This window comes from Nostoc sp. MS1 (assembly GCF_019976755.1).
GTDB lineage: Bacteria > Cyanobacteriota > Cyanobacteriia > Cyanobacteriales > Nostocaceae > Trichormus.
This window is the reverse complement of sequence record NZ_AP023441.1, coordinates 5,636,056-5,661,237: the sequence shown is the minus strand read 5'-3', so window position 1 is coordinate 5,661,237 and position 25,182 is coordinate 5,636,056. Positions and strand designations below refer to the sequence as shown.

The window sequence follows — 25,182 nt, the reverse complement described above, 5'->3', positions numbered from 1 at the left end:
CTATTAGGGATTAATTAAGATTTTAACTTTGCTTTGCTGTCAACGCAATCATAGACTTTCTCGGAACTCCAGAGTTTCAATCCCTAATAGGGAGTAACCGAAATTTTAACTCCTTATTATGCTCCTAATCCATTCAATCCAAGTCCGTTTCAATCCCTAATAGGGAGTAACCGAAATTTTAACTACAGTTTATTATGATTTGACTTGTCTCTCTTTTGTTTCAATCCCTAATAGGGAGTAACCGAAATTTTAACGTGGCAATCGCCACAATTAGATTAAATCCAAAAGGTTTCAATCCCTAATAGGGAGTAACCGAAATTTTAACTGCGCTGATTTCCATATAAGTCAGCAAAGAGTTAATACAGCAGGTTTCAATCCCTAATAGGGAGTAACCGAAATTTTAACCACATATCCATACAGGAATAAAAGTGAAGAAAACCACCGAATCGTTTCAATCCCTAATAGGGAGTAACCGAAATTTTAACAATTCCAGCTAAAGGTAGAGTAGATAAAAGTTGGGTTTCAATCCCTAATAGGGAGTAACCGAAATTTTAACGTTTCTGCTGGTGCTGCTGCTGAGGGAACTTCACTGTTTCAATCCCTAATAGGGAGTAACCGAAATTTTAACAGGTTTATGCAATCATTGAAGCCTTAAAAACAGGTTTCAATCCCTAATAGGGAGTAACCGAAATTTTAACAGTAGTACCATAAGCCGCCCACCACGCAGCCTCATCGTTTCAATCCCTAATAGGGAGTAACCGAAATTTTAACAATAGTTGTTTGCGTTGTCTCAATTTCTTCAGAAGGTTTCAATCCCTAATAGGGAGTAACCGAAATTTTAACGCTACAAACCAAGGTTAAAGCTGTTATGAAAATTATGTTTCAATCCCTAATAGGGAGTAACCGAAATTTTAACTCCTTTGGTAAATGGCAGACGTACATAGTATGTATGTTTCAATCCCTAATAGGGAGTAACCGAAATTTTAACCTTAGATGTAATACAAGCTATCAAAGACACTACAGACAGTGGGTTTCAATCCCTAATAGGGAGTAACCGAAATTTTAACTCCACCTACCATCATCTAACTGATCAACGATGAAATGTTTCAATCCCTAATAGGGAGTAACCGAAATTTTAACCCATCTCCGAGCATTAAGAAATACGCCGCACTCATCAGTTTCAATCCCTAATAGGGAGTAACCGAAATTTTAACTATACTGAATAAGGAAGCGGAGAGATAGAGATTCGGTTTCAATCCCTAATAGGGAGTAACCGAAATTTTAACTTAAATCTCTGCTGGAAATCTTTATCCGAGCTTAAAGGTTTCAATCCCTAATAGGGAGTAACCGAAATTTTAACTACAGTAAAATGTAATAGTCAATAGATATAAAAAGTTTCAATCCCTAATAGGGAGTAACCGAAATTTTAACCCCTAAATATCGCCAAAGAAATAGATGAGACGATGTTTCAATCCCTAATAGGGAGTAACCGAAATTTTAACTACTTCCTGCTACCGTGTTTACTGGCTTGGTCGATGGTGTTTCAATCCCTAATAGGGAGTAACCGAAATTTTAACTCCTCAGCAATGAAGGATTACCGTCTATCCCACGTTTCAATCCCTAATAGGGAGTAACCGAAATTTTAACCGTAGTGGCGGGAACACCACTGGGGGCATCACCAGATGTTTCAATCCCTAATAGGGAGTAACCGAAATTTTAACAAATGTTCCTACCCGATTGGAAACTTCAAAGTATATCGTTTCAATCCCTAATAGGGAGTAACCGAAATTTTAACATTTATACAAATCAATTTCAAGCTGTTTACGTTGGGTTTCAATCCCTAATAGGGAGTAACCGAAATTTTAACCTGTAGAAAGAGGATCAGGTAGAAGATTAGTAGCGTTTCAATCCCTAATAGGGAGTAACCGAAATTTTAACCTAAAGCATCTTTAAGAAAGTCGCCACTTAAGGAAGTTTCAATCCCTAATAGGGAGTAACCGAAATTTTAACACCTGTCTTGTCTGCGCGGATAAACTTGATGAAATCTATGTTTCAATCCCTAATAGGGAGTAACCGAAATTTTAACGGCGGAAGCCCAAAAGCCTTTACTTATTTGGTTTTCAAGGTTCTTTTGCGCGGGTGAGCTAATCATACCATAAAGAATACAATTTGAGTAGTGGAGAAAAGCCTAAAACCTAGTCTGTGTAAGGGACGCGGATACTTGAGTAACAGTTTTTTGAAAAACCCTTGTCCTGAAAGAATTTAAAGCTTATCACTCGAAATTTGATTTTAAACACCTACCCATCCGCGCATTTAAGGTACTTCAGCTTAACCTTAATACTTCTACTTGGATTGAGGACGAGGAAATTTAGCTGGTGGCTGGAACCTTTCTACTGGCACACCTTTAAGTGCCTTCTGCATAAAATCTCGCCAGACAGGCGCAACCATAACTCCGCCTGAAGCACCGTGAGCTAATTGGCGATTGTCGTCTCTTCCTACCCAAATAGCAGTTGTTAACTGCGGTACTGTACCAACAAACCAAATATCCTTTTCTGAGGAGGTTGTACCCGTTTTCCCGGCAACTGGACGACCTATAGCTGCATTTTTCCCAGTTCCTTCTTGAACAACTGTTTGCATCACGTCTAAAGTTGCTGCTGCTGCCCAAGGGTCAAGAACTAGCTTCGGTCTAGGTGTATTATCTACTAAGACATTGCCGCTACTATCAGTAATTTGAGCAATAATTGTCGTCGGTGATTGCCAGCCATAATTGGCTATAGTTGCATAAGCGCCTGCCATTTCCAATGGTGTAACACCGATCGCACCTAAAGGTAGTGAAGTCACTGGTTGCATCGGACTCATAATTCCCAAGGTACGACAAGTTGCAATAACTCGATTCATCCCCACAGCTTTACCCAGCTTAACTGCCGGGACATTACGAGATAGAGCCAGAGCGGTACGAATGGGTATTGCTCCCATAAAGCTACCATCATAGTTTCTTGGATAATACCAACTGTTACCATCACGATATCCAACTGGGGTATCTAATATGGTGCTACTAGGTGTAAATTTACCGCTAGCAAAAGCAGTATAGTAAACAAACGGTTTGAAAGAAGAGCCTGGTTGACGTTGGGCTTGTGTTGCTCGGTTAAATTCGCTCTTTTTCGCATCTATACCACCCACCAGCGCCTTAACAAAATGTGTACGCGGATCAACCGCGACTAAAGCCATTTGATTCTTGTTTAACCCTTGGTCTTCAAGAATACGATGCCACTTTTTGACAGTTTTTTCTGCCATTAGCTGAAAGTTAGTATCTATAGTAGTTTGTACCCGCATTCCACCTTTGAGCAAAGTTTCCCGCCCGAAATTTTTAATCAATTCCTGTGCTACAGCATTGGTAACGTAAGGTAAAGCACTACCTTGAAATGACTTAATTTTACCAAGTTTTATTTTTTGTTTGAGGGCATTATTATATTCTTGCTGGGTAATCCAATTCAGTTCTAACATCCGTCCCAATACTTCTTCCTGCCTTTGTTTAGCCAATTTCATATTGACAAATGGGCTAAAATTTTCCGGCGCAGGAATCAAGCCTGCCATCATTGCTGATTCAGCCAGAGTTAAATTTGCTGCTGATTTGTTAAAATAAGTGCGTGCTGCCGTTTGCACACCATAGTTATTGTGACCCCAGTAAACTTGATTGAGGTACATTTCTAATATTTCATCTTTACTCAAAACTTGCTCTAAGCGTACTGCTAAGACAGCTTCTGTAATCTTTCTAGTAAAAGCACGTTTTTGAGATAAAAACAGATTTTTTACTAACTGCATGGTGATTGTAGAACCACCTTCTCGGACTTGCCCGGCTGCTAAATTGGCTATTACTGCACGTCCAACACCTACAGGATAAATGCCATGATGCTCGTAAAAATTGCTATCTTCACTAGCTAATACAGCCCTTTTTAAATTTGGAGAAATTTTGTCTAAAGACTCTACCTGTCGATTAGCTTCCCCATGTATCCGAGCTAAAAGTTTACCTTTAATATCATAAATATAAGTTGTTTCTGAAGGCCAAAAATTGCGTAATTGTCTAACATCTGGTAAATCACAGAAACTTATGGCTAAACCCACTACCCCACCAGCCAGAATAGCACTTGATAACATTGTAATTGATAACATTGTACCGCCAGCTATTAAACCTACATCTTTTAAAAAATTAAAGCTAGGTGGTACAGTTTGAATTTGTTGTTTATTATTGTCTAAATTTTTTAATGTGGACACTACAGGTACACTTCCTCACTTATTATTCTGGTAAAACTGGGTTAATGAGGTTTAATTAAATTACATATTTTTTAGAGAGAGTATCGATATTCAATCAATCAGAATATAATAAACTATAAATTTCAAATATAAAGTTTTGTAGAATACATTAAATTGTTAAAATATATTTTTGATTCTAATTTTTAGAAAAAATATATCTATTAGTACCTTTAAATAAGTTAAGTTTTTTATAAAAATAGATATACTTTGACTAATGAAGTAGATGATAAGTGAAATGGGAATTTTAACTATAGGAATCCGATTTGATTTCTGTATCCCTTACAGGAGCGTAGCCATAAAAATCTCAGTATTTGTAGGGTGGGCAGTGCAGCACCGTATCATATCTTTGGCGCTGCACTGCCCAACGCCACTTGCTTTATGTCGGGAAACCCGCCCAACGCAGTGGCTCCCCTACGTATATTTCAAAAATCAAGTATGAGTCCTATAGATGTTCTCCAGCTTACCTTTGATGAAAAAACTCCACAGGCCCAAGTGCGAGAATTTTTTCATCGTGTATACGGAAGTGATGCGCTGTACCAGAGCGTCCAAAAGTGAGGAAATCTAAAGGATAGAGGTCTGGGTGATTGGCAGTTTCTACCCATAGCAAACCCTTGGAGTAATCCATTTGATCAGGTATCCAATTGATTAAATCTCCAGTATTAAAGTCACAAAGATAAACATTGGAGGTGTAACTAATGAACACAAGATACTGCTTGCCAGCATCCCAAATAAAATCTTCAATGGTGTTGCCAACAGAGTCAACTAAAAGAGTTTCTTTATTGGTATTCAAGTCGTATTTATACAGTTGGTCAAGTTTGTTATAGAGCAATATATGTTCATTCACCCACTTGATGCGTTTTGGTCGTCCACTGACAATATTAGTGACAACTGGAGAAAAATCCCTACCTGATAAGATTGATAAATGACCTGTGCGTTCTGCAAAACTGATTAAGTCACTCTCAGGACTATAAGCTAAAGACCACATCGGCCGGCCATTAGGAGACATATACTCTAGTAGCGTTTCTCCAGTTTCTCCATGAATTTTATATATATGACCGTCTTCACAAGCTGCAAATACCTCAGCTTGATACGGATTAATATCAATATCACGTATTGCTGAACCTAAATTTGTCAGATGTTTGACTATATCATGGTCTACTATATCGATATCACCGTTAGTCCGACCCAAAAACAAATGACCTGTGCTTGGATGTTGCACCATTCGCTTTGTATATGAACCAGGTTGAACATCCAGTGTAATGCGACTTGTTGCAAAGACTGGCTTACGAGCAGCAGGGTTAATAGAGACTGTTTTTACACTTAGCAAAAACTCACCATCGCCAGTTAACAGGATGCTACCATCTAGAGCATTTACACCTGTCCACAAGCTATCAGGAGTTTCTTTAATACTGGCTACACAAGCACCTGTATCTACATTAGCTTTATAAATTCCACCGTCACGACATTGTACAAGAATAGTGGATGGTGAACGTTCCAGAGTTTTGATCCAACGGCATTTGAAAGGCGGTTTAAATGCAATTCTTGTGGGTACGCAGGTTTCAGGATTAATCTCATAGATTTTACGATCAAAGCTCGCTACGAATGCCCGTTTAGAGGTTTGATTGTAAGTAACGTGTTCTAGGTCATCACGGGTAAAGATTGGCCCAATCAGTGGCTCTTCGTCGCTGTTCACATCAAAACGTACTATGCAACGCATATCACTGGCTAGTAGATAAGTGGTATCTTCTACGTATTCCGCCCAGTGAACGTTACCATTTTGATTAAGTTGCCAATAGCGAATAATTTCCCCTTTTTGTGATAAAACTAATTGACCATCTATTGAGCCGGTTAAAACCATATCAGTATCTTTAATAAACCGCGCACTGATTAGGTCTGCTTCCCCATGTAGCCGAACACAATAAAGTAATTGCCAATTGCCAGAATCATCAAATGTTAACTCTAATACTCCGGCATTTCCACTGCGGGTAACAAGGCGACGCTCTTTGTCATGGAAACCGATCGCTTGACTTGTAGACTGAACATAAGGAATATCGACAGTATCATTGGATGCTTTGATATCACGCAGTAAAACCTGACACACCAAACTGAGGTTTCCGGCTGGGTCATATCGCCAAATAGATGTGGTACGGTCTGTAGATAAGGCAGCTATATATGGTAGTTGAGGATGAGCTGCGATCGCTTGAATAATGCCAGTATGTGCTTGAACTTCGCTAATAATAGAAAACTTGTCAATATCAATAACTGAAATCTGCCCAGAAACGTTACCAGCAAATAACCATTTTTCGCTAGGATCAATAGAGAAAGCTTCAATCTTCCGCGCAGCAATAACCATTTAATATCTCCATAATTCATGAATATTTTAGATTTGTCATAAAAAATCCTGCTAAGATTAAAGCTATGCTTAGTAAACTTTGCCTTAGCAGGATTAAAATCGAGAGTTAAGTCAGGAACAATCTGACTTGCAGATGGTTTAGTTCTTCAGGCAATGTTCAGTCGATTAATTAAAGCAAAGAGCCTGGTACAGCAGTTCTCAGACCACCAACAATTCTGTTGGAAACAGTATTACGTTGTTGTATCAAGCTCATTCCTGAAATTTCTGCTTCACTTAGTTCAAAAGAAATTTGCTCGTCTTCAACTGCTACAGATGCAAATGCTTGGTTGTTGTTACGATTGGTTTTCATGGTTTCTCGCTAGTATTTATTAGTTGTTTTTTGGCTATACAATTAGCCACAGTTATTTAAGGCGTGTTCAGTTGATTAATTAAAGCAAAGAGCCTGGTACAGCAGTTCTCAGACCACCAACAATTCTGTTGGAAACAGTATTACGTTGTTGTATCAAGCTCATTCCTGAGATTTCTGCTTCACTTAGTTCAAAAGAAATTTGCTCGTCTTCAACTGCTACAGATGCAAATGCTTGATTGTTGTTACGATTGGTTTTCATGGTTTCTCGCTAGTATTTATTAGTTGTTTTTTGGCTATACAATTAGCCACAGTTATTCAAGGCGTGTTCAGTCGATTAATTAAAGCAAAGAGCCTGGTACAGCAGTTCTCAGACCACCAACAATTCTGTTAGAGACAGTATTACGTTGTTGTATCAAGCTCATTCCTGAGATTTCTGCTTCACTTAATTCAAAAGAAATTTGTTCGTCTTCAGTTGCTACAGATGCAAATGCTTGATTGTTGTTACGATTGTTTTTCATGATTTAGACCTTGTATTGTTTTTCCCGGCTAATTGTTTAGCCATGTTTATTAATCAGGTGTAAATAAAACGATTATGCACTTGTTACATAACTTCATAATTGAATTTATTACTCTGCATTCTCCTATACTGTTAACCTTAGATATAGGACTAAGAGGTTATTTATAAAGTAAAAATAAAATTACCGTAGAGTGTGTTAGGCGCACATTGGGAGATGATGTCTGACGAAAAGAATAACTTAAGCGCCTAAAGCACCGCTAAATCATACGGTGCTTTAGGCTAACGCCTCAACACACCCTACTTAAGATTTACTTTATAAATAGTATCTAATATTTGATTTCTGAAAAAGCCCCGTACATTTGAAGGGTGGCAAAATCAAAGGTGGTGTGTCGGATAAACGCCATACTAACCTACACGCCTCAAATCATACTTATCTTGGACAAAATCGACTAACCAATCTTTAACTTTGCGGGTAGCGCGGCAATCGTCCTCATTGTAGCGGAGAATGATTTCTAATAAGTTGCGATCGCCTGTTGCTAACCACTGATCATACCAATATATACACTTAGCACCTGTGGCTTCTTTATCACGCCACTCGAAACCCAGCCACCGCGCAATGGCTTTTAAGGCGTAACTTTCTATAGGTAAAGCTACAGTTTGGGTTAAATGTTCATAAATATCGACAAATCTGTGTAAAACTGGACTTACTAAGGCGTATGGTGTGCGGTACAGCTTTGCTAGGCGTTTGACTGTATCTAGTTCGTACACACAAAAATGGTATATTGGGGCTTCAGGATATCGCCACACTAATTCTAGAAATTGTCGCCAAATCAATTCTTCTTCTTCCGGTTTTTCGGCAACAAAAGAATAGAATTGTTCGGTGTTTGTTTGTTTGTTAACAACCAACACCCCTAACAGATAATCTAAATTTAAGTCTGGTTGCGCTTCAATATCAAAATACAATTCTACTGAAGAATTGAAGGTGAGATTTCCCTTGGGTGGTGGGAATGGTAATATAAGCGGTTGTTTTTGGAGAACTGACTGCGCTTGTACTACTAACTTAGCTGCAACGTCTGGATCAAAACCTACAAGATTCTCTAAAATAGTTGGGCTGGTATTGGCGAGAGATTCTACACTGGTGATGTCAAGGGTTTGCAGTTGGCTGTAACGGATGGGTGTGACACCAGGTAATAGAGAAAGGTGCTGCTGAGATTGGGCGATCGCATAACATTGACTGTACCAGAGACAAAGATTACACTTCTGACGGGCAATAAATACTTCTGGTGTAGTTTCCGACTCTAACGCTTGAATCAGTTCTTGTAAAATCCCCTGCATTTGGGGTGTCCATCTCCATAAATCTACCCCATAAGACGTTTCTTTACCCCGCAACATCAACCAAGCATTTTGAGTTTCCACTCCCTGTACCTTAGCCAATACTTGGGCGTGGTAGGCTGTAACTACTTGATATTCCTGCTTAGGACGCTTACCCAGTTCAATATCCACTGGTTCATATACCCAATCACCAAATATAGATTGTCCAGGCTGTTTAACCAACAAATCTGGACGACTTAGACAAGTATAATTTGTCTCATTTGTTTCTACTAGCTCATGATAATTAGCTAACAGTACACCTTGATAAATATACTCAACCCCACGCTGCATCAATTCTATGGTAGCGGACTGCCCTGCTGCCCAATCTGGTTTTGGATAATCAGGTTTATGATATGTAAAATGAGCCACAATACTTTGTTGATGAGCAAATTTATCCTCTTGCAGTTTCAGCAACAATTCACTAGGCGCATCTCGTTGGCTTCTATCACCGTGAATATCTAAAACAGGACGACGTTTACAACGTTGGTATTGCAGCAGATGGTCAGCATTAATAAGCATTCATTTGGGGAGTTGACTGTTGACTATGGACTGTTGACTGTGGACTAATGACTAATGACTCATAACTAATGACTATTATGACTACTATTTCTACTTTACAGACTAGGTTGCATCACCATCGCCAACAGTTTCCAGCTTTAGCTAATAAAACTTATTTTAACTATGGTGGACAGGGGCCGATGCCTCAAGCTGCATTGGATACTATCACCCAATCTCTGGCTTACATCCAAGAAATTGGCCCCTTTGGGACTGAGGCTGGTAATTGGATCACAAAACAAACTCAAGCAGTTAGAGAAGCGATCGCCCAAGAATTAAACGCCCCCTCTGATACAATCACTTTTACAGATAATGTCACAGTTGGCTGTAATATCGCTCTTTGGGGCATCCCTTGGCAAGCAGGCGACCATCTTCTCCTATCAGACTGCGAACATCCAGGGGTAATTGCTACTACTCAAGAGATTAGCCGCCGCTTTGGTATAGAAGTGACTACCTGTCCCCTCAAAGATACCTTGAACGAAGGCGATCCAGTGGCAATTATCGCTCAACACCTCCGCCCTAATACCCGCTTAGTGGTACTAAGTCATGTATTCTGGAATACTGGACAGGTGCTACCTCTGGAAAAAATCGTGGAGGTATGCAGAAATAATAACTCTTTCTTACTTGTAGATGCTGCCCAGTCTGCTGGCGCTTTACCTTTGAATTTAACCCAGTTAGGGGTAGATTTCTATGCCTTCACTGGTCACAAGTGGCTATGCGGCCCGGAAGGCGTAGGTGGTTTGTACGTGCGTCCAGAGGTCAGAGAAAGCCTCAACCCTACATTTATCGGCTTGTATGGGGTGATTGTCGATAGCCAAGCCAAACCTGTAAGCTGGAAACCAGACGGGCGTAGATATGAAGTTTCTACCCTAGCTTATCCATTGTACTTGGGATTGAAAGAAGCGATCGCCACTCATCAGCAATGGGGAACACCACAGGAACGTTACACGCAAATTCGCCACAACAGTGAATACCTCTGGCGTAAATTAACGGCGATACCTAATGTCAAATGTTTACGAAATACACCGCCCCAAACGGGTATAGTTTCCTTCCAACTCCACCAAACCCCATCCCTTAAGTTAGTACAATATCTCGACTCTCAAAAGATATTAACCCGCACAATTGCCGACCCAAGCTGTATCCGGGTAACTGTTCATTATCTAACACTGGAGTCAGAAATCGACAAATTAGTTGAAGCTGTAGCTAGGTTTTCACTCTAATCATTAGTCATTGGTCACGAAGGTGGGCAGTAAGAAACCATTCCACTGTGTTTCTTACTGTCTGGAGAGAAAACTTCGATTTTTCAAGGTTTACGACAAGTGCGACCGCGCAATAAAGATGCGCGGTCGCGGCTGCTATCAATAAATTTTGCTTCGCACCCGTGTAGTACATGGTGAATCATCTATCAGGTTGCAGGTCTTGTTCTAATTGCAATGCTTCATCTACTATTGCATTTGTAAATTTTATACTTTTTAAGTAAGTATGGTAAGCTGCCACTGGCACTGTCAATACATCACTCCAAGCTTGTTCTGCTTGATGAAAATCTTGAATTTTTGAGTTGTTTGCAGAGCATAAGCTCTCATCTGTTAACTCTAAGTGCTGGATTTCTGATATTGAAGGCAGTTCAGAAATTAACCCATTATGATAGTCTCTTACCGTCAGCAGATAGTCATAAATCTGGCGGGAGAGTCGTTTACCAACTGGCTGTAGTAAGTTACAAACTAGCGCAGGAATAATATGCCAAGTCTCTGCTAATAAATCTTGACATAATCCAGATATTTTGACAGGAATTAGCAAATCTACATCACTAATCAAATCGGTCTCTACTGATAGCAACATCACAGAAACAATCAAAGATTGCTCTTCTATTTCTATGGACAGTTCAGGTTCTTGGACAATTATTACATAGCGCGGTAGTGAGTTGCCTGCTAAAAAACTTTGTGCTAAGGGAGAGTACAAAGTTTGTTGCTCTTGAATTGAGAACTTTAAAGGACTTTGTACTAAGCGACTCACTTCCCAAATTTCTCCGGGTTGTGGCGTTGATATATTATACCTTTGCTTATTGAAAAATCTAAATTCACCCAAGTTTATCTGCATATGTTTGTAGTTTTATATAACGATGACTGAAGAGGCAATCTTTAAAATACGATAGTAGCAAATCCATATATTATTTAACAAGTAAAGGTTTTCAAGTATGTTAATTCATTCTAATCTTGATAATATGTCCATGAGGCGCGATTTTATTGTCTTACCACTGTTTTGTTGAGCGCTTATATGCTGTCTTTTGCTGACGAGCTTCTAGCTGTTTATCCTTCACATCTTTAATTTCCAATAGTCCTAATAATTCAGTAATACGTCCTAAAAGTTCTTGCCATCTCTTGGAGACTTCACCCTGACTAATCCTTAATTCTGCCGCAATTTGATTTTGTGTTTTGCCATCAACTTTACCTTGCCATAATTTGAGATAATTTCGGTGTGGATAGCATTTATCAAGTTGGTAAATAGACTCTAGTGCTTTAACAATTAAATCTGCACGCTCTGTTGCATCCAATGTGCTAAACTCATCAGGAATTGTGTCTAATAGAGACATATCTGTTCCTGGGATGTTATCATCTAAACTCTGGGACTTCCGCAGACTTTCTTTGCGAATAAAATCAATAATTACACATCTAGCTACAGCAACAGCCCAGTAATAAAACTGTTCTACATCCCCTTCTCGGAACTTTCCTGCTTGCAAAGCCGAGAATACTTTTAAATAGGCAGTCTGAAAAGCATCCTCCCAAGATAAACCTGTTCCCCTAGTGTATTTGCGTGCAATCTTTTCTAATCTCTGCTGATAGTCAACGCTGACTAGAATACCTTGATAAGAAGACAATAATTTCTGTTCTAATAGCATAAGTTCTTAGGTAAAATTAATTTGAGAAGCTAGATGCAGTCACACCTTAGAAAACACACTAACTATATGGCTCTCAATTTCTACACTGTATATATTTTGCTCTTGATTTAATTTTTAGTCATGTTTTTGCAAAAAAAAGCTTGAAGCTATCAACTAAAAATCCTTTGCTTCTAAACTAATTTTTTTCAACAAACAACTAAAAATCAATATAATTAGACAACGATATTGGACAAAACTACATAGATTATTACATTTATATTTTTAATCAAGATATAAAAAACTTCTGGCTTTTGGGATAAATAAGTATGAATAAAAAGCTAGATTTATTGCCAGTCATAATTTTGCTGAATTAAACATGAGTTATTCATGTTGTTTCCAATGTTTTCTAGACTTTAACTAAGGAATTAATTCTAAGTATTAATCATTAGTGATATTTTTATAAATATTTTCGCTAATTAGGTATTGAGCCGCATATCTCGGTTCAATACCAAGATTTTTTTTAAACATCCTCCAAACAGAAGAAGCGCAAGTTTATTTTTTTGTTAACAATAAAAAACCTGGATCATCTCCAGGTTAGACATCATATATACGAGGTTGAAAAGTTTGAATTTAATATAAACGTCCGTAATATATAGAGAATTGCTATTAAGCTGTGAGTATCCACTCGAACTTCTGGTATTTGAGTGAGGCTGACTTCTTCACATTAAATGATGGAAATAAGCTAATCGGATGTTACATATTAATTATGGGCTTTTGTTACTGCCAGGAGCGGGCAGCACATCAATTAAAAACAGAAACGCTGTATTTAGTGCTTCCGGGCTAGCTGCTAAACGAGGATTGAATGCGCGTAAAACGGTAAGATATGCAGCAGCAGTTTCGATACCACCGCCACTGACAATAGCAGATTCTTCATTGGAGATTTCCTTTAACAGTTCGTGATTTTGGATAGTGATAGTTTGCATAATATCTTCTGTTTAATTAACAAAATGAAAATGAACAGTGAAAACGAATATTCAATGCAAAATATTCCCAAATAGTCCACAAGAAATGGGGGAAGTGCAGAATAGGCATTGCGCCTATTATTAGCCAGAAAGTTAAATAATTATTCACTACCCTACTCTCTGAAAAATTGCCAAAAAACGTAATTTATTCTAGACAGGTAGGGATAGTGAACATTTAAGGAGGAAACTGTCTATTGTCATAGGAGGTCTAATAAACGCTGCCATCTCACTCACTCTTAAGTGTTGAGTACTCTGTCAAATTTGTTAAGAGTGAGCAAGGGCGCGTTCTTCACCTCATTTGATAAACAAGCTAAGGGGAGGAAAAAAATGATTATTACTGTCCGGGTGTTAGCGCGTCAATTGTAAACAGCAATGTAGTATCTCTACGTAGAGGTTCTATAACACCAAACGCAGTTGCTACTATATTATAATTCGCAGCAGAAGCGAGATCGCCACCATTAACGCTAACAGATTCTTCGGAAGAAACTTGGGTAAACAGTTCGTTATTTTCGAGGTCGATAATTTGCAACATAATCGTGTTTTCCTTAATTAACAGCATCAGGATCAAAAGTGAAGTGGTACTTTTTCATATTGAAAACGTACACACATCGCTAACAGTCACAGTTCACATCAAGGTAAATATCCAAGTAAAATGTTTGCTGTTGATAGCCAAACTTTATTGTTTATTTGTGAACTTAATCGTGAACCGTTCCTATTTTCTTAAACGAATGCTCAATGCAAAATATTCCAAATTGGCAACAAAAATTGCGGTAAGTGCAAAATAAGCATTTCGCCTATTAGTAGTCAGAAAGTCAAGTAATTATTCACTACTCTACCCTCTGAAAAATGGCAGAAAAACTTAATTTATTCAAAAAAGGTAGGGATAGTGAACATTTAATGAGGAAGCTGTCTATTCTCGTAGGAGGTTTAACTAAATGCGCCAACCTCACTCACTCTTAAATCTTGAGTACTGTGTCAAATTTGTTAAGAGTGAGCAAGGGCGCATTCTGAACAAGCTAAAGAGAGAACAAAAAATGGTTATTAGTGTCCGGGTGTTAGCGCGTCAATTGTAAACAGCAATGTAGTATTTCTACGTAGAGCTGGTGCAACAGCAAACGCAGTTGCTACTATATTATAATTCGCAGCAGAAGCGAGATCGCCACCACTAACGCTAACAGATTCTTCGGAAGAAACTTGGGTAAACAGTTCGTTATTTTCGAGGTCGATAATTTGCAACATAATCGTGTTTTCCTTAATTAACAGCATCAGGATCAAGAGTGAAGTGGTACTTTTTCATAACGAAAACGTACACACATCGCTAACAGTCACAGTTCACATCAAGGTAAATATCCAAGTAAAATGTTTGCTGATAGCCAAACTTCCTTGTCTATTTGTGAACTTAATCGTGAACCGTTCCTATTTCCTTTAACGAATACCCAATGCAAAATATTCCAAAACTGACAAGAAAAATTTTAGGATTGCAGAAATAGGTATTGCGCCTATTATTAGCGTTACAGGAAACTACTATTAGGTGTAGATATAGCCTAACTATTATGAAGAGCAATCTAACTACCTTTATCTAAAACATAAGGTGACACACCTGAGAAATGCGGGCTAAAACCCCTATTCTTTCGTTCTGTAGTTACTGAACTTTGCCTAAATTGAGTTCTTCTAGGCAAAGTCATGGCTAATTTTGGAATATTTTGCATTGGGTATTCGTTAAAGAGAATAGAAAGAGCTAATCATCAAGTTCACAGATAGAAGAGGAAGTTACCGTATTTTCCTACTGTAAAAAGTGCGACTTCATTCTTCACCCTCGTTTAATTAATTAAAAAGAACACAATTATGTTGCAAATTACGGATCTTGAAATCTCGACTGAAAAGCTTGCTAAGATTAGTAGCGATAGACTCGTCAGGGCTAATGAACACTTTATACGGACTGTCCCCCCTACTACTTTCCCCCTGGTATTAACCCTGTTTAGTCACTCTAGGCAGAAGAAAAATAGAATTCAGGGTGAATCAGGAGTAGAAAAATTGGAGATGTGAGGCTATAAACAATAGATTGGAGTTGAGAAAAACCCTGAGATAATTGAGAGATAGGAAAAACTGTTAACCAGGGTAAGATTAAGTTAAATAAGGTAAAGGGTTGAATAATTAAGTGAAGATTATTAAGAATATTCTTCCAGCCCTTTCCATCATCCCACCAGAAACGGTCTTTTAATTAGCGATGAATTTACTCAACTGCAACCATAGCTAACATTTTTTGATTTGTGTCAATATATGCCATGATTGTCTCCTAAAATTGATATCTTAAACCTCAGCAAATTCGCTGGGGTTTTTTGTTGGTATCTTGTCTGGTTTACATCTGTAGATGGAAATTGGAGGATCTCGCCAACTCAAGCTATTGGCTTCTTGCCGTATTTCTCAAACAGTTCATTTAATGCTTCAGATAACAAAGCTTGAACTGTGGTGTCTTGCTCCAGTGCTAGTTGTTTTAACTGTTTAGATACAGCCGGGTCAAAATGACTAGCGATCACTTTTTTACCCGCAAGCATCCCAATTTGGGAGCAGGGGCGCAAAGCTTTGCGCCCCTATAGGCAATTCATCTGTTACAAAAATGTTTGGAAATGGTATAACTGCCTAACTTCGACCAATTTCACGACATCCAAAAAACGCGATCGCACTCCAAGAGCTTGCTCGGCATGATCGAGCAAGGAAGTTGCACAGCATTGGCTCTTGTAATCCTTATAAGTAAAGCTTTCTAGCAGAGTAATAAAATTTTTCTTAACTCTGTTTCTTACTTATGCCAAACTTTATAAGTAATTGTTTAATTTTTAGTTGTACTGTATAAATTCAATTCTATTTAAGCCTTGAGCATTGGTCAGGTCAACCCCTGGTAAGCCGGAAGCAAACCATTTTTTCCATAGGCAATGCTACTAACTATAATTTTATGAAACGCCCCATCTTATATATAGCCATCACCAACCACGGCTTCGGCCATGCTACTCGCACCGCCTCAGTCGCCGCCACAATTCAAAAGTTATATCCAGAAGTGCTGTTAATTATAGTGACTACCGCCCCTCGGTGGTTGCTGGAATGCTATATAGAAGGGGATTTTATCCATCGTCAACGCGCTTTTGATTTGGGTGTAGTCCAGTCTGATAGTTTGAATATGGATAAGGAAGCAACTAAGACGAAATTATTAGAAATTAAAAAGCAGCAAAATTCCCTCATTGCTTCCGAAGTCAATTTCATCCGCCAAAATAGGGTGGATTTGATATTTGCTGATATTCCCTTTCTCGCACCATTATTTGCCAAAGCCGCAGGTATTCCTTGCTGGATGATGAGTAATTTTGGCTGGGATTTTATCTACCGTGACTGGGGAGGGGAATTTGTAGCTATTGCTGATTGGATTAGTGAATGTTATTCTGGGTGCGATCGCCTGTTTCGTCTCCCCTTCCACGAACCGTTATCCGCTTTCCCCAATATCACAGATGTGGGTTTAACTGGTGGTTCTCCTCGTTACTCTGCTGAGGAACTGGGTTCTACTTGGGGTATCACCGCACCCAAAGATCAAACTATCCTCCTCACTTTTGGCGGTTTAGGTTTACAACAAATTCCCTACAACAACCTCAAGCATTTTCCCGATTGGCAATTCATTATCTTTGATAAATCAGCCCCAGATTTACCTAATTTAATCAAAATTACAGACCGCAAATATCGCCCAGTCGATTTTATGCCTATTTGTGGGCGAGTTATTTCCAAACCTGGTTACGGTACGTTTTCTGAAGCCACCCTCTTAGATACACCTCTTGTCACTATTCCCCGTGATGACTTTGCGGAAGCTGCTTTTTTACTCAAGGGATTGGTTAACTATAATTCCCATCAAATTTTGACTCCAGAAGAATTTTTTGATGGTAACTGGGATTTCCTCTCTCAACCAGTGCAACCACCAAAGGAAACACAACCAATTGCTAAGGATGGAAATATGGCGATCGCCCAAGCTATTATTAACTATTTCACAGCCTCATAGAGCCAAGATTGACAGAGGAGAATACATGGGTTGGGAACTCGAACTGAACGCCATCCCCGCACAATGCACCTTACTCGAAAGCGTCCTCAACGGTGATATTGATGCTGAATATCTTACGTTTGTACGGAGCTATTTTCGTTTACGCCGCCAACAGCAAAGTCGAATCAACAAGTTTCCTTACGGTGAGGCTGAATATAAACGGTTTGTCGATGCTCTTGAGGAACTTGTGGAAACGCACCCTGGAATTGAGCATCGCTACTGCGATCTTGATCGGCGATTCGATTGTATAAAATGGTTGTTGATGAAATGTGCTTTGGATCAAGAGGAAGAATTGTTAGCTGTCACTGCAATTACTGGCCATTCAAACGTATTACCTTCGGCACGCAGTATACAGGGATTCCCCATCCGTTGGACTCCTCCTGATAAATGCAAATTGATTCACATTTGGCTAAGTGATATCGCTGTAGAAGACATTAAGTCAAAGTACGAAACGATACTTATGCAAGACGCACAGCTTTACAAGTGGCAACAGGCGATCGATACTAACGAGGCATGGGAGTGGATAGTCAGCGATTTCATGGCACTCAATCAATTCTACCAAGATGTGGTAGATAATTCAGAGGCTGTCCTTGTAGTCACCGATTAAGCATAGAGAGTTGAGACATCTGCAACATCACCATCAAAAGTAAGTAAGTCGGTGGGAAAAAACAAAACTAAGTTAAGAAAGGTAAACAAAGCTATAACCCTCTTCCCTTCTGCCTCCTGCCTCCTGCCTTGCCATAGCGATAATTTTTAACACTGAGCTACTTAAATGCTCCAACGACAGTGAGAACAAATACCGCAAGTTTGGAACTTATTGACATTTCTGACTCAAAACAATGTGTATCTTGAGAAAAGTAATTATTTTCAGTATGAGAATTGCTGTATAGTTTGAGGTATTCGAGATCAAACTCTCAAGAGTTGCTCTATGATTGCTCTACCTGGTATTGCTATCCAAAGCAAGGTATACGAAAGTTGTAATTCTCTCGTGTATCGAGGCATCAGAGACGATGGAGTAGCGCTCATCATAAAAATTCTCAAGCTTGATTATCCCTCTCCTCAAGAACTAACCCGCTACAGACAGGAATATAAAATTACCCGTTCCCTGAATCTGGAAGGAGTTGTCAAGGCTTACAGCCAGCAGGATTATCAACGCACTCTGGTGATTCTCTTAGAAGATTTTGGGGGAGAGTCCCTAGAGCAATGGATGCACAAGCGTCCAGATATTTTCTGCCCCATGCTTTTACCCACTTTTCTGGGTTTGGCGATCGCTGTTTGCGATATTTTGGGCAGAATCCATGCAGCCAGTGTCATTCATAAAGATATCAACCCTGGAAACATTGTTCTCAATCTGGATACTGGCGTTGTCAAAATTATTGACTTTGGGATTGCTACTCAATTTAACCGCACGAATCCAACTTTTAAGAACCCTCATGTTTTAGAAGGGACACTTGCATACTTATCTCCAGAGCAAACAGGGCGGATGAACCGTTTGCTCGATTACCGCACCGATTTTTACTCCCTTGGTGTGACATTCTACGAACTTCTAACCGGACATCTGCCGTTTCCCACAACAGACATCCTTGAGCTAGTCCATTGCCACATTGCTAAACAGCCACCTCCACCTCATGAGCTGAATGCAGCGATCCCTAAAGCTGTTTCCGATATCGTTTTGAAATTGATGGCGAAAAACGCCGAGGATCGTTATCAAAGTGCCTGGGGAATCAAAACAGATTTAGAAACGTGTCTTCGCCAGTTTACAGAAACGGGACAGATTGAACCTATTCAACTAGGTATTCAAGACGTTCCGAGTCAGTTTCAAATTCCTCAAAAATTGTATGGACGCGAAGCAGAGATTGCAGCATTATTAGCGGCATTTGACACAGCTTCACAAATGAGGAGTGTTGGCGAAGTCTGCCAAGAAGCGGAAGGCAGAGAAAATTCTCAATTCAAAGTCGAAATGATGTTGGTGTCTGGCTATGCTGGGATTGGGAAATCAGCATTGGTGCAGGAAATTTACAAACCCATTACGGCAAAACGCGGTTACTTCATTTCTGGTAAGTTTGACCAATTTGGGCGCAATATTCCCTACAGCGCGATCGCCCATGCCCTGCACAAATTGGTGCAACAACTGTTAAGCGAACCCGATGAGCAGTTGCAACAGTGGCGATCGCGTCTCCTCACAGCTTTGGGAAACAATGGACAAATTATCATTGATATCATCCCGGAAGTTGAGTTAATCATTGGCAAGCAGCCACCCATACCTGAAGTTGGAGCAACTGAAGCTCAAAACCTTTTTCATAGAATTTTTCAACAATTTGTGCGGGTGTTTTGTTCGGAGTCACATCCCCTGGCGATTTTCTTAGATGATTTGCAGTGGATAGACTCAGCAACGTTGAAGTTAATTGAGTTGATGCTGCTGGATGAGCAAATCCAATCCTTATTTTTGATTGGAGCCTATCGAGATAATGAAGTGCAGCCAACGCATCCATTATCATTAATGCTAGAGAGGCTGCGAAAACAAGGGGTAGTATTTCAGGAAATTATTTTGGCTCCTTTGACACTGGAGCCGTTGAGTCAGTTGATTGCTGAAACACTGCATCGGAATACAGACACCGTTCGTCCCTTAGCGGAGTTAGTGCTTCGGAAAACTGAGGGCAATCCTTTCTTTGTCAATGAATTTTTAACAATGCTGTATAGCGAAAATTTATTGACTTTTGACCCCCCTCAATCCATCCCCCTTGGTAAGAGACAAGGAGGATGGCAATGGAACATGGCTCAGATTCAAACTCAAAATATTACCGATAATGTTGTGGAGTTGATGCTTCACAAATTGAAAAAACTACCAGAAGCTACTCAGCAAATTCTTCGTTTAGCCGCTTGTGTTGGGGCGGAATTTGATTTAAATACACTATCGATTGTTTGTGAGCAAACTCCAAAAGCAGTTTTCCTAAATATACTGATAGCCATACAAGGTGGATTCATTCAACCCCTCTCTGAATTAGATGAAAACTTGTTAATTCAAGAGTACAAGTTCTTGCACGATCGCGTGCAGCAAGCAGCTTATGCACTAATTGATGAGTCGCAAAAACAAGTTATTCATTTACAAATTGGTCGCAATTTACTAGAAAAAACTTTGCCAGAGCGACTAATAGATAGGCTGTTGGAAATTGTCGATCATCTGAATTACGGAATTGAGCTTGTCATAGAACAACCAGAAAGAAATGAAATTGCTCGATTAAATTTAATGGCAGGTCAGAAAGCAAAAGTTGCGATCGCCTACAGTATGGCGAAAAAATATTTAGCCACAGCAAGAGAATGGTTGGCAACGTCTAGCTGGCAAACCAACTATGATTTGACCTTAGATTTATATATAGAAACAACAGAAGTTGCGTATTTGTGTGGCGATTTTGAGCAGGTAGAATACTGGGTTGTAATCATTCTACAATCAGCCAAAACAGTTTTCGACCTCATAAAAGTTTACGAAGTTAAAATTCAAACCCACATGGCGCAGAGCCAGCCATTGAAAGCGATTGATACTGCATTGCAAGTTTTACAGCAACTAGGGGTTAGTTTTCCCAAACTGCCAAGTAAGTCAGATATTCAGCTTGAGATAGATACAATTACATCACTTCTGGGTGAAAAGCCAATTGGAGACTTGAGGCATTTACCAGAAATGACCGATCCAAAGAAGTTAGCAGCAATGCGAATTTTATCAAGCATCATGATTGCTGCCCAAATAGCTGCTCCAGATTTGATGCCGCTACTAGCATCGAAACAAGTCAACTTGTCAATCCAGTATGGCAATGCCTTTACTTCTGCTTTTGCATACGCCAACTTTGGGCTAATTCTTTGTGGGATGGTCGGAAATATCGAATCTGGCTACCAATTTGGACATCTTGCTTTGGGGTTGTTGTCCCAGTCCAAGACCCATGCACTCACAGCTAAGACATTTTTCATTGTCTATGTCTTCATTATCCACTGGAAAGAACATATTAGAAAAACATCGCAGCAACTACCAGAAGGTTATCAAAATGGACTAGAAACTGGAGATTTAGAGTTTGCTGCCTATTGCGCTCATACTTATTGCTTGCAATCTTTTATCGCCGGCAAGGAACTTGTGGAACTTGAACACGAGTTGAGAACCTACGGTGAAGCAATTCATCAAATCAAACAAGAAACACCACTTGCCTGGAATCAAATATTTCAGCAGTGTGTCTTAAATTTGATGGGACGCTCGATCAGTTTAACGAGTCTGTTAGGCGAAGCTTATAATGAAGGCAATAGACTCCCAGATGATGAAAAAGATGGAGCCGTAATTTTTCTAGTAAATTTCAACAAACTTTTCCTATGCTATCTATTTTCTGAATATTCTCAAGCAGTTGAAAACGCTAGCAAAGCACAAAGACATTTACTCAAAGCAAGAGGGACAGCACTTTATCCTTTATACTACCTCTATGACTCTCTAGCAAAACTGGCAATATACTCTGCAAGTAGCCCTCAAGCGCAGGCGGAAATCCTCAAAAATGTTGATGTTAATCAAGAAAAAATAAAGCAATGGGCTAATTATGCGCCTATGAATCATTTGCATAAATATCACTTAGTACAAGCAGAGATTGCAAAAGTTGTAGGTCAATTATTAGAGGCAGAAGAATTATACGAGCAAGCAATTCTTGGAGCGAGAGAAAATGGATATATCCAAGAAGAGGCATTAGCTTATGAATTGGCGGCAAAACATTATTTGGCGCGAGGACGAGAAAAGTTTGCCCAAACATATATGAAGGAAGCTCATTACTGCTATGAACGTTGGGGAGCGATTGCGAAAGTCAGAGATTTAGAAACTCGCTATTCACAGTTATTTACTCAGTTATCAGATGTAAATCACACCTTAATTCCTAAAGCTGATAAAACTACTTCTAACAACTCACCCATCGCATTTGATTTAGCCTCTGTGCTAAAAGCATCACAGGCGATTTCGAGTGAAATTGAACTAAATCAATTGCTCAACTACTTGATGAAAACCTTAATTGAGAATGCTGGTGCACAAACAGGATTTCTAATTTTGGAGAACTCAGGAGAGTGGGTAATTGAAGCTGCTGGCGAACTCAATAACGGTGCGAATGTCTGTATTATGCAAGTGCTGCAATCTATACCGACAGCAAATCGCCTACCGGAATCGATTATTAATTATGTTATTCGTACTCATGAATGTGTCATTTTAAATGATGCGACTCGTGAAGGTAATTTTATCAATGAGCCATATATCCAACACAACCACACTCAATCAATCTTCTGTTTGCCACTACTGAATCGAAGTAAGCTCGTCGGCGTATTGTATCTCGAAAATCAATTAGCAACTGGAGCATTTACCCAAGACCGATTACAAGTTTTGAATCTGTTATCAACCCAAGCAGCGATCGCCATTGAAAATGCCAAACTCTACTCAAAACTACAAAAAAGCGAAAGTCAGATGGCGCAATTCCTGGAAGCTGTACCAGTAGGAATTGGAGTCGTAGATACGCTGGGTCGCCCTTACTACGCTAATCAACAGGCAATTCAACTATTAGGCAAAGGGATTATTCCTGGTGCGACACCAGAGCAACTTGCAGAAATTTATCAACTTTATCAAGCGGGAACAGACCAACCATATCCCATTGAGAACTTGCCAGTGATGCGGGCGTTGAGTGGCGATCGCACAAGAATTGACGATTTAGAAATCCGTCAAAACAATGTAACCATTCCCGTTGAAGGGTGGGGAACTCCTATTTTTGACGAACAGGGCAATGTGATTTATGCGATCTCAGCTTTTCAAGACATCACAGAACGCAAACAAGCAGAGCAATTGTTAGCAAATTATCATCGTACCTTAGAGCAACAAGTAGCTCAACGAACAGCCGCTTTACAAAAAAGCGAAGCAGAACTGCGCGAGCGAGAACAGGAATTAAGATTGATTACCGACGCTCTCCCCGCTTGTATCTGTTATATAGATACAGATCGGCGCTATCAATTTGTCAACCGAACTTATGAAGTCTGCTTTAGTCGTAGTCGAGATGAAATTTTGGGTAAGCAGGTTCGTGAAGTCATGAGCGAGGCAGCTTATGAAATTATTGAACCATACATGAATCGAGCGCTAGCAGGGGAGATTATCACCTATGAGGCAGAAGTCTCTTTCCCGTTGGGCAAAAAGTATGTTGCTGTCACCTCTATCCCCGATTTCGATCTCAATGCTCAGGTGAGAGGATATTATGGTCTGATTACAGATATTAGTGAACAGCGAAAAGCTGCACTGTGTGAACGCCAACGCGCCGAAGAGACATCAATTTTAGAAGAACGCAACCGTATGGCACGAGAAATACATGATACACTAGCACAAGCTTTTACTAGTATCATCGTTCACTTAGATGCCGCCTCCCAGAGAATCAAGCTCGATCCAGATGCGGCCCAGTCACACCTAAAAACAGGGCGTATCTTGGCGCGTTCCGGTCTTGCCGATGCCCGTCGCTCGGTGGAAGCACTCCGCCCGCAAATATTAGAAGAAGGCGATTTGCATAGCGCACTCAATCGTCTCGTGGCTCAGATGTTTTCTCATACCTCAGTGCAGGTGATCTGCGAAGCGTTTGGTGAATCATATCCTTTAGCGAAAGAGGTCGAAACGAATCTGTTTCGCATTGGACAAGAAGCCTTAACCAATGCTTTTAAGTATGCAAATGCCAGCGAAATCCGTCTTGAGTTGCGCTATGAGCGATGTCTGCGGCGGGCTACGCCAACGCATCTGGTATTGCATATCAAAGACAATGGGCAAGGATTTGAAAGCAGTAGTCTGTCGGTTGGTCGGGGCTTTGGATTACTCGGAATGACTGAACGCGCTCAAAGAATTGGAGCAGAATTGACGATTCAAAGCCACCTTGGGCAAGGAACAGAAATCATTGTCAGAGTAGAAACACTATGACCCAATGGCACAGATCAACTCCTACACCAAACTCCTCTGTTATCCGCGTCTTGATTAGCGACGATCATCCATTTATGCGAGAAGGTCTAGCAGCCGTAATTGACTATAAACCGGATATGACCGTTGTTGGACAAGCTGGCAATGGGCGCGAAGCAGTAGAATTGTTCCGTCAACATCAACCCGATGTAACGTTGATGGATTTGCGGATGCCTGAGCTAAGTGGGGTTGAAGCGATCGCTACCATTTGCGCTGAGTTTGCCGACGCTCGAATCGTTGTCCTGACAACCTACGATGGAGACGAAGACATCTATCGGGGATTGCGCTCAGGTGCAAAGGGCTATGTCTTAAAGGATGCAGAACCGGAGGAACTACTGACAGCGATTCGGGCAGTTCACAACGGGCAAAAGTACATCCCCCCGGCTGTGGGCGCAAAATTAGCAGAGCGGATAGGTAGCCCAGAACTGAGCGATCGCGAGTTGGAAGTGCTGCGTCTGATGGCAACTGGCAAAAGTAATTTAGAGATTAGTACTGCCTTGGCGATCGCTGAGGGAACAGTCAAATTCCATGTCAAAAATATTCTGAGTAAGTTGGGAGTGGGCGATCGCACTCAAGCAATGATTGTTGCTCTAAAGCGCGGTATCATTACACTTTAAGAATTTAGCTAGAGCAACCTATTCATCTGTTGAGAGTATCACCTGCTCTTGAGGATAGGTTATTTCTAGCCCTAAAAGTACGTCATCGCTATCATTAGGGGTAGTGCAAAGACTCCTCCCAGGGGATGCGACAAAGAGGGAGAAATTCACATATT

The 25,182-nt window shown here is 40.0% G+C and carries 17 protein-coding genes, 1 pseudogene and 1 CRISPR repeat array (1 of these 19 only partly in view); of the genes and pseudogenes, 5 read left to right on the top strand and 13 right to left on the bottom strand.

Annotation, left to right across the window (positions count from 1 at the left end; translation table 11 throughout):
• Positions 1–2,086: direct repeats of the CRISPR family, unit length 37 nt; unit sequence GTTTCAATCCCTAATAGGGAGTAACCGAAATTTTAAC (it extends 10 nt beyond the left edge of the window).
• A 257-nt stretch (positions 2,087–2,343) separates the two neighbouring features.
• The 6 genes from NSMS1_RS24345 to NSMS1_RS24320 all read right to left on the bottom strand — a co-directional run bounded on the left by NSMS1_RS24345 (position 2,344) and on the right by NSMS1_RS24320 (position 9,420).
• A complete protein-coding gene (locus tag NSMS1_RS24345) occupies positions 2,344–4,272 on the bottom strand; it encodes a transglycosylase domain-containing protein (RefSeq protein WP_411908646.1) in 1,929 nt (642 codons plus the stop codon).
• Between the two features lie 499 nt (positions 4,273–4,771).
• Positions 4,772–6,664 carry a hypothetical protein gene (locus tag NSMS1_RS24340; protein WP_224087265.1) on the bottom strand — a complete coding sequence of 631 codons (1,893 nt, stop codon included), beginning with the start codon at positions 6,662–6,664 and terminating at the stop codon, positions 4,772–4,774.
• A 169-nt stretch (positions 6,665–6,833) separates the two neighbouring features.
• Complete coding sequence (locus tag NSMS1_RS24335) at positions 6,834–7,013, bottom strand: hypothetical protein (protein WP_224087264.1); 180 nt, start codon at positions 7,011–7,013, stop codon at positions 6,834–6,836.
• 79 nt (positions 7,014–7,092) lie between these two features.
• The gene (locus NSMS1_RS24330; protein ID WP_224087264.1) at positions 7,093–7,272 is read right to left on the bottom strand and encodes a hypothetical protein; all 180 of its coding nucleotides are present in this window, start codon (positions 7,270–7,272) and stop codon (positions 7,093–7,095) included.
• Between the two features lie 79 nt (positions 7,273–7,351).
• Entirely contained in the window at positions 7,352–7,531 is a 180-nt protein-coding gene (locus tag NSMS1_RS24325) for a hypothetical protein (protein WP_224087263.1), read from the bottom strand.
• A gap of 404 nt (positions 7,532–7,935) precedes the next feature.
• Positions 7,936–9,420 carry a TM0106 family RecB-like putative nuclease gene (locus tag NSMS1_RS24320; RefSeq protein WP_224087262.1) on the bottom strand — a complete coding sequence of 495 codons (1,485 nt, stop codon included), beginning with the start codon at positions 9,418–9,420 and terminating at the stop codon, positions 7,936–7,938.
• Between the two features lie 77 nt (positions 9,421–9,497).
• On the opposite strand from NSMS1_RS24320, the gene NSMS1_RS24315 reads away from it, so the two are divergent.
• A complete protein-coding gene (locus NSMS1_RS24315) occupies positions 9,498–10,676 on the top strand; it encodes an aminotransferase class V-fold PLP-dependent enzyme (RefSeq protein WP_224095338.1) in 1,179 nt (392 codons plus the stop codon).
• Positions 10,677–10,854: 178 nt separating this feature from the next.
• Here NSMS1_RS24315 and NSMS1_RS24310 read toward each other — a convergent pair whose 3' ends face one another.
• The 7 genes and pseudogenes from NSMS1_RS24310 to NSMS1_RS24280 all read right to left on the bottom strand — a co-directional run bounded on the left by NSMS1_RS24310 (position 10,855) and on the right by NSMS1_RS24280 (position 15,908).
• Positions 10,855–11,553 (bottom strand): hypothetical protein, encoded by a 699-nt coding sequence (locus NSMS1_RS24310; protein ID WP_224087261.1) that lies wholly within the window; start codon positions 11,551–11,553, stop codon positions 10,855–10,857.
• Between the two features lie 151 nt (positions 11,554–11,704).
• Positions 11,705–12,352: a sigma-70 family RNA polymerase sigma factor gene (locus tag NSMS1_RS24305; protein WP_224087260.1), complete on the bottom strand. Its 648-nt coding sequence runs from the start codon at positions 12,350–12,352 to the stop codon at positions 11,705–11,707.
• 743 nt (positions 12,353–13,095) lie between these two features.
• The gene (locus tag NSMS1_RS24300; RefSeq protein WP_224087259.1) at positions 13,096–13,314 is read right to left on the bottom strand and encodes a hypothetical protein; all 219 of its coding nucleotides are present in this window, start codon (positions 13,312–13,314) and stop codon (positions 13,096–13,098) included.
• Positions 13,315–13,687: 373 nt separating this feature from the next.
• Complete coding sequence (locus tag NSMS1_RS24295) at positions 13,688–13,885, bottom strand: hypothetical protein (protein WP_224087258.1); 198 nt, start codon at positions 13,883–13,885, stop codon at positions 13,688–13,690.
• A 509-nt stretch (positions 13,886–14,394) separates the two neighbouring features.
• Entirely contained in the window at positions 14,395–14,592 is a 198-nt protein-coding gene (locus NSMS1_RS24290) for a hypothetical protein (RefSeq protein WP_224087257.1), read from the bottom strand.
• 748 nt (positions 14,593–15,340) lie between these two features.
• Positions 15,341–15,556: pseudogene (locus tag NSMS1_RS24285) on the bottom strand (IS701 family transposase); the annotation flags it as partial.
• Between the two features lie 193 nt (positions 15,557–15,749).
• Entirely contained in the window at positions 15,750–15,908 is a 159-nt protein-coding gene (locus NSMS1_RS24280) for a ribbon-helix-helix domain-containing protein (protein ID WP_224087256.1), read from the bottom strand.
• A gap of 395 nt (positions 15,909–16,303) precedes the next feature.
• On the opposite strand from NSMS1_RS24280, the gene NSMS1_RS24275 reads away from it, so the two are divergent.
• The 4 genes from NSMS1_RS24275 to NSMS1_RS24260 all read left to right on the top strand — a co-directional run bounded on the left by NSMS1_RS24275 (position 16,304) and on the right by NSMS1_RS24260 (position 25,027).
• A complete protein-coding gene (locus NSMS1_RS24275; protein WP_224087255.1) occupies positions 16,304–17,386 on the top strand; it encodes a glycosyl transferase in 1,083 nt (360 codons plus the stop codon).
• On the top strand, positions 17,334–18,032 hold the full coding sequence (locus NSMS1_RS24270; RefSeq protein WP_224087254.1) for a DUF1877 family protein: 699 nt from the start codon (positions 17,334–17,336) through the stop codon (positions 18,030–18,032). Before NSMS1_RS24275 ends, NSMS1_RS24270 begins: the two co-directional genes overlap by 53 nt.
• A 321-nt stretch (positions 18,033–18,353) precedes the next feature.
• Positions 18,354–24,374 (top strand): AAA family ATPase, encoded by a 6,021-nt coding sequence (locus NSMS1_RS24265; protein WP_224087253.1) that lies wholly within the window; start codon positions 18,354–18,356, stop codon positions 24,372–24,374.
• Positions 24,371–25,027, top strand: a complete 657-nt coding sequence (locus NSMS1_RS24260; protein ID WP_224087252.1) for a response regulator — start codon at positions 24,371–24,373, stop codon at positions 25,025–25,027. The genes NSMS1_RS24265 and NSMS1_RS24260 overlap by 4 nt, the downstream gene beginning before the upstream one ends.
• The last annotated feature ends 155 nt before the right edge of the window (positions 25,028–25,182 follow it).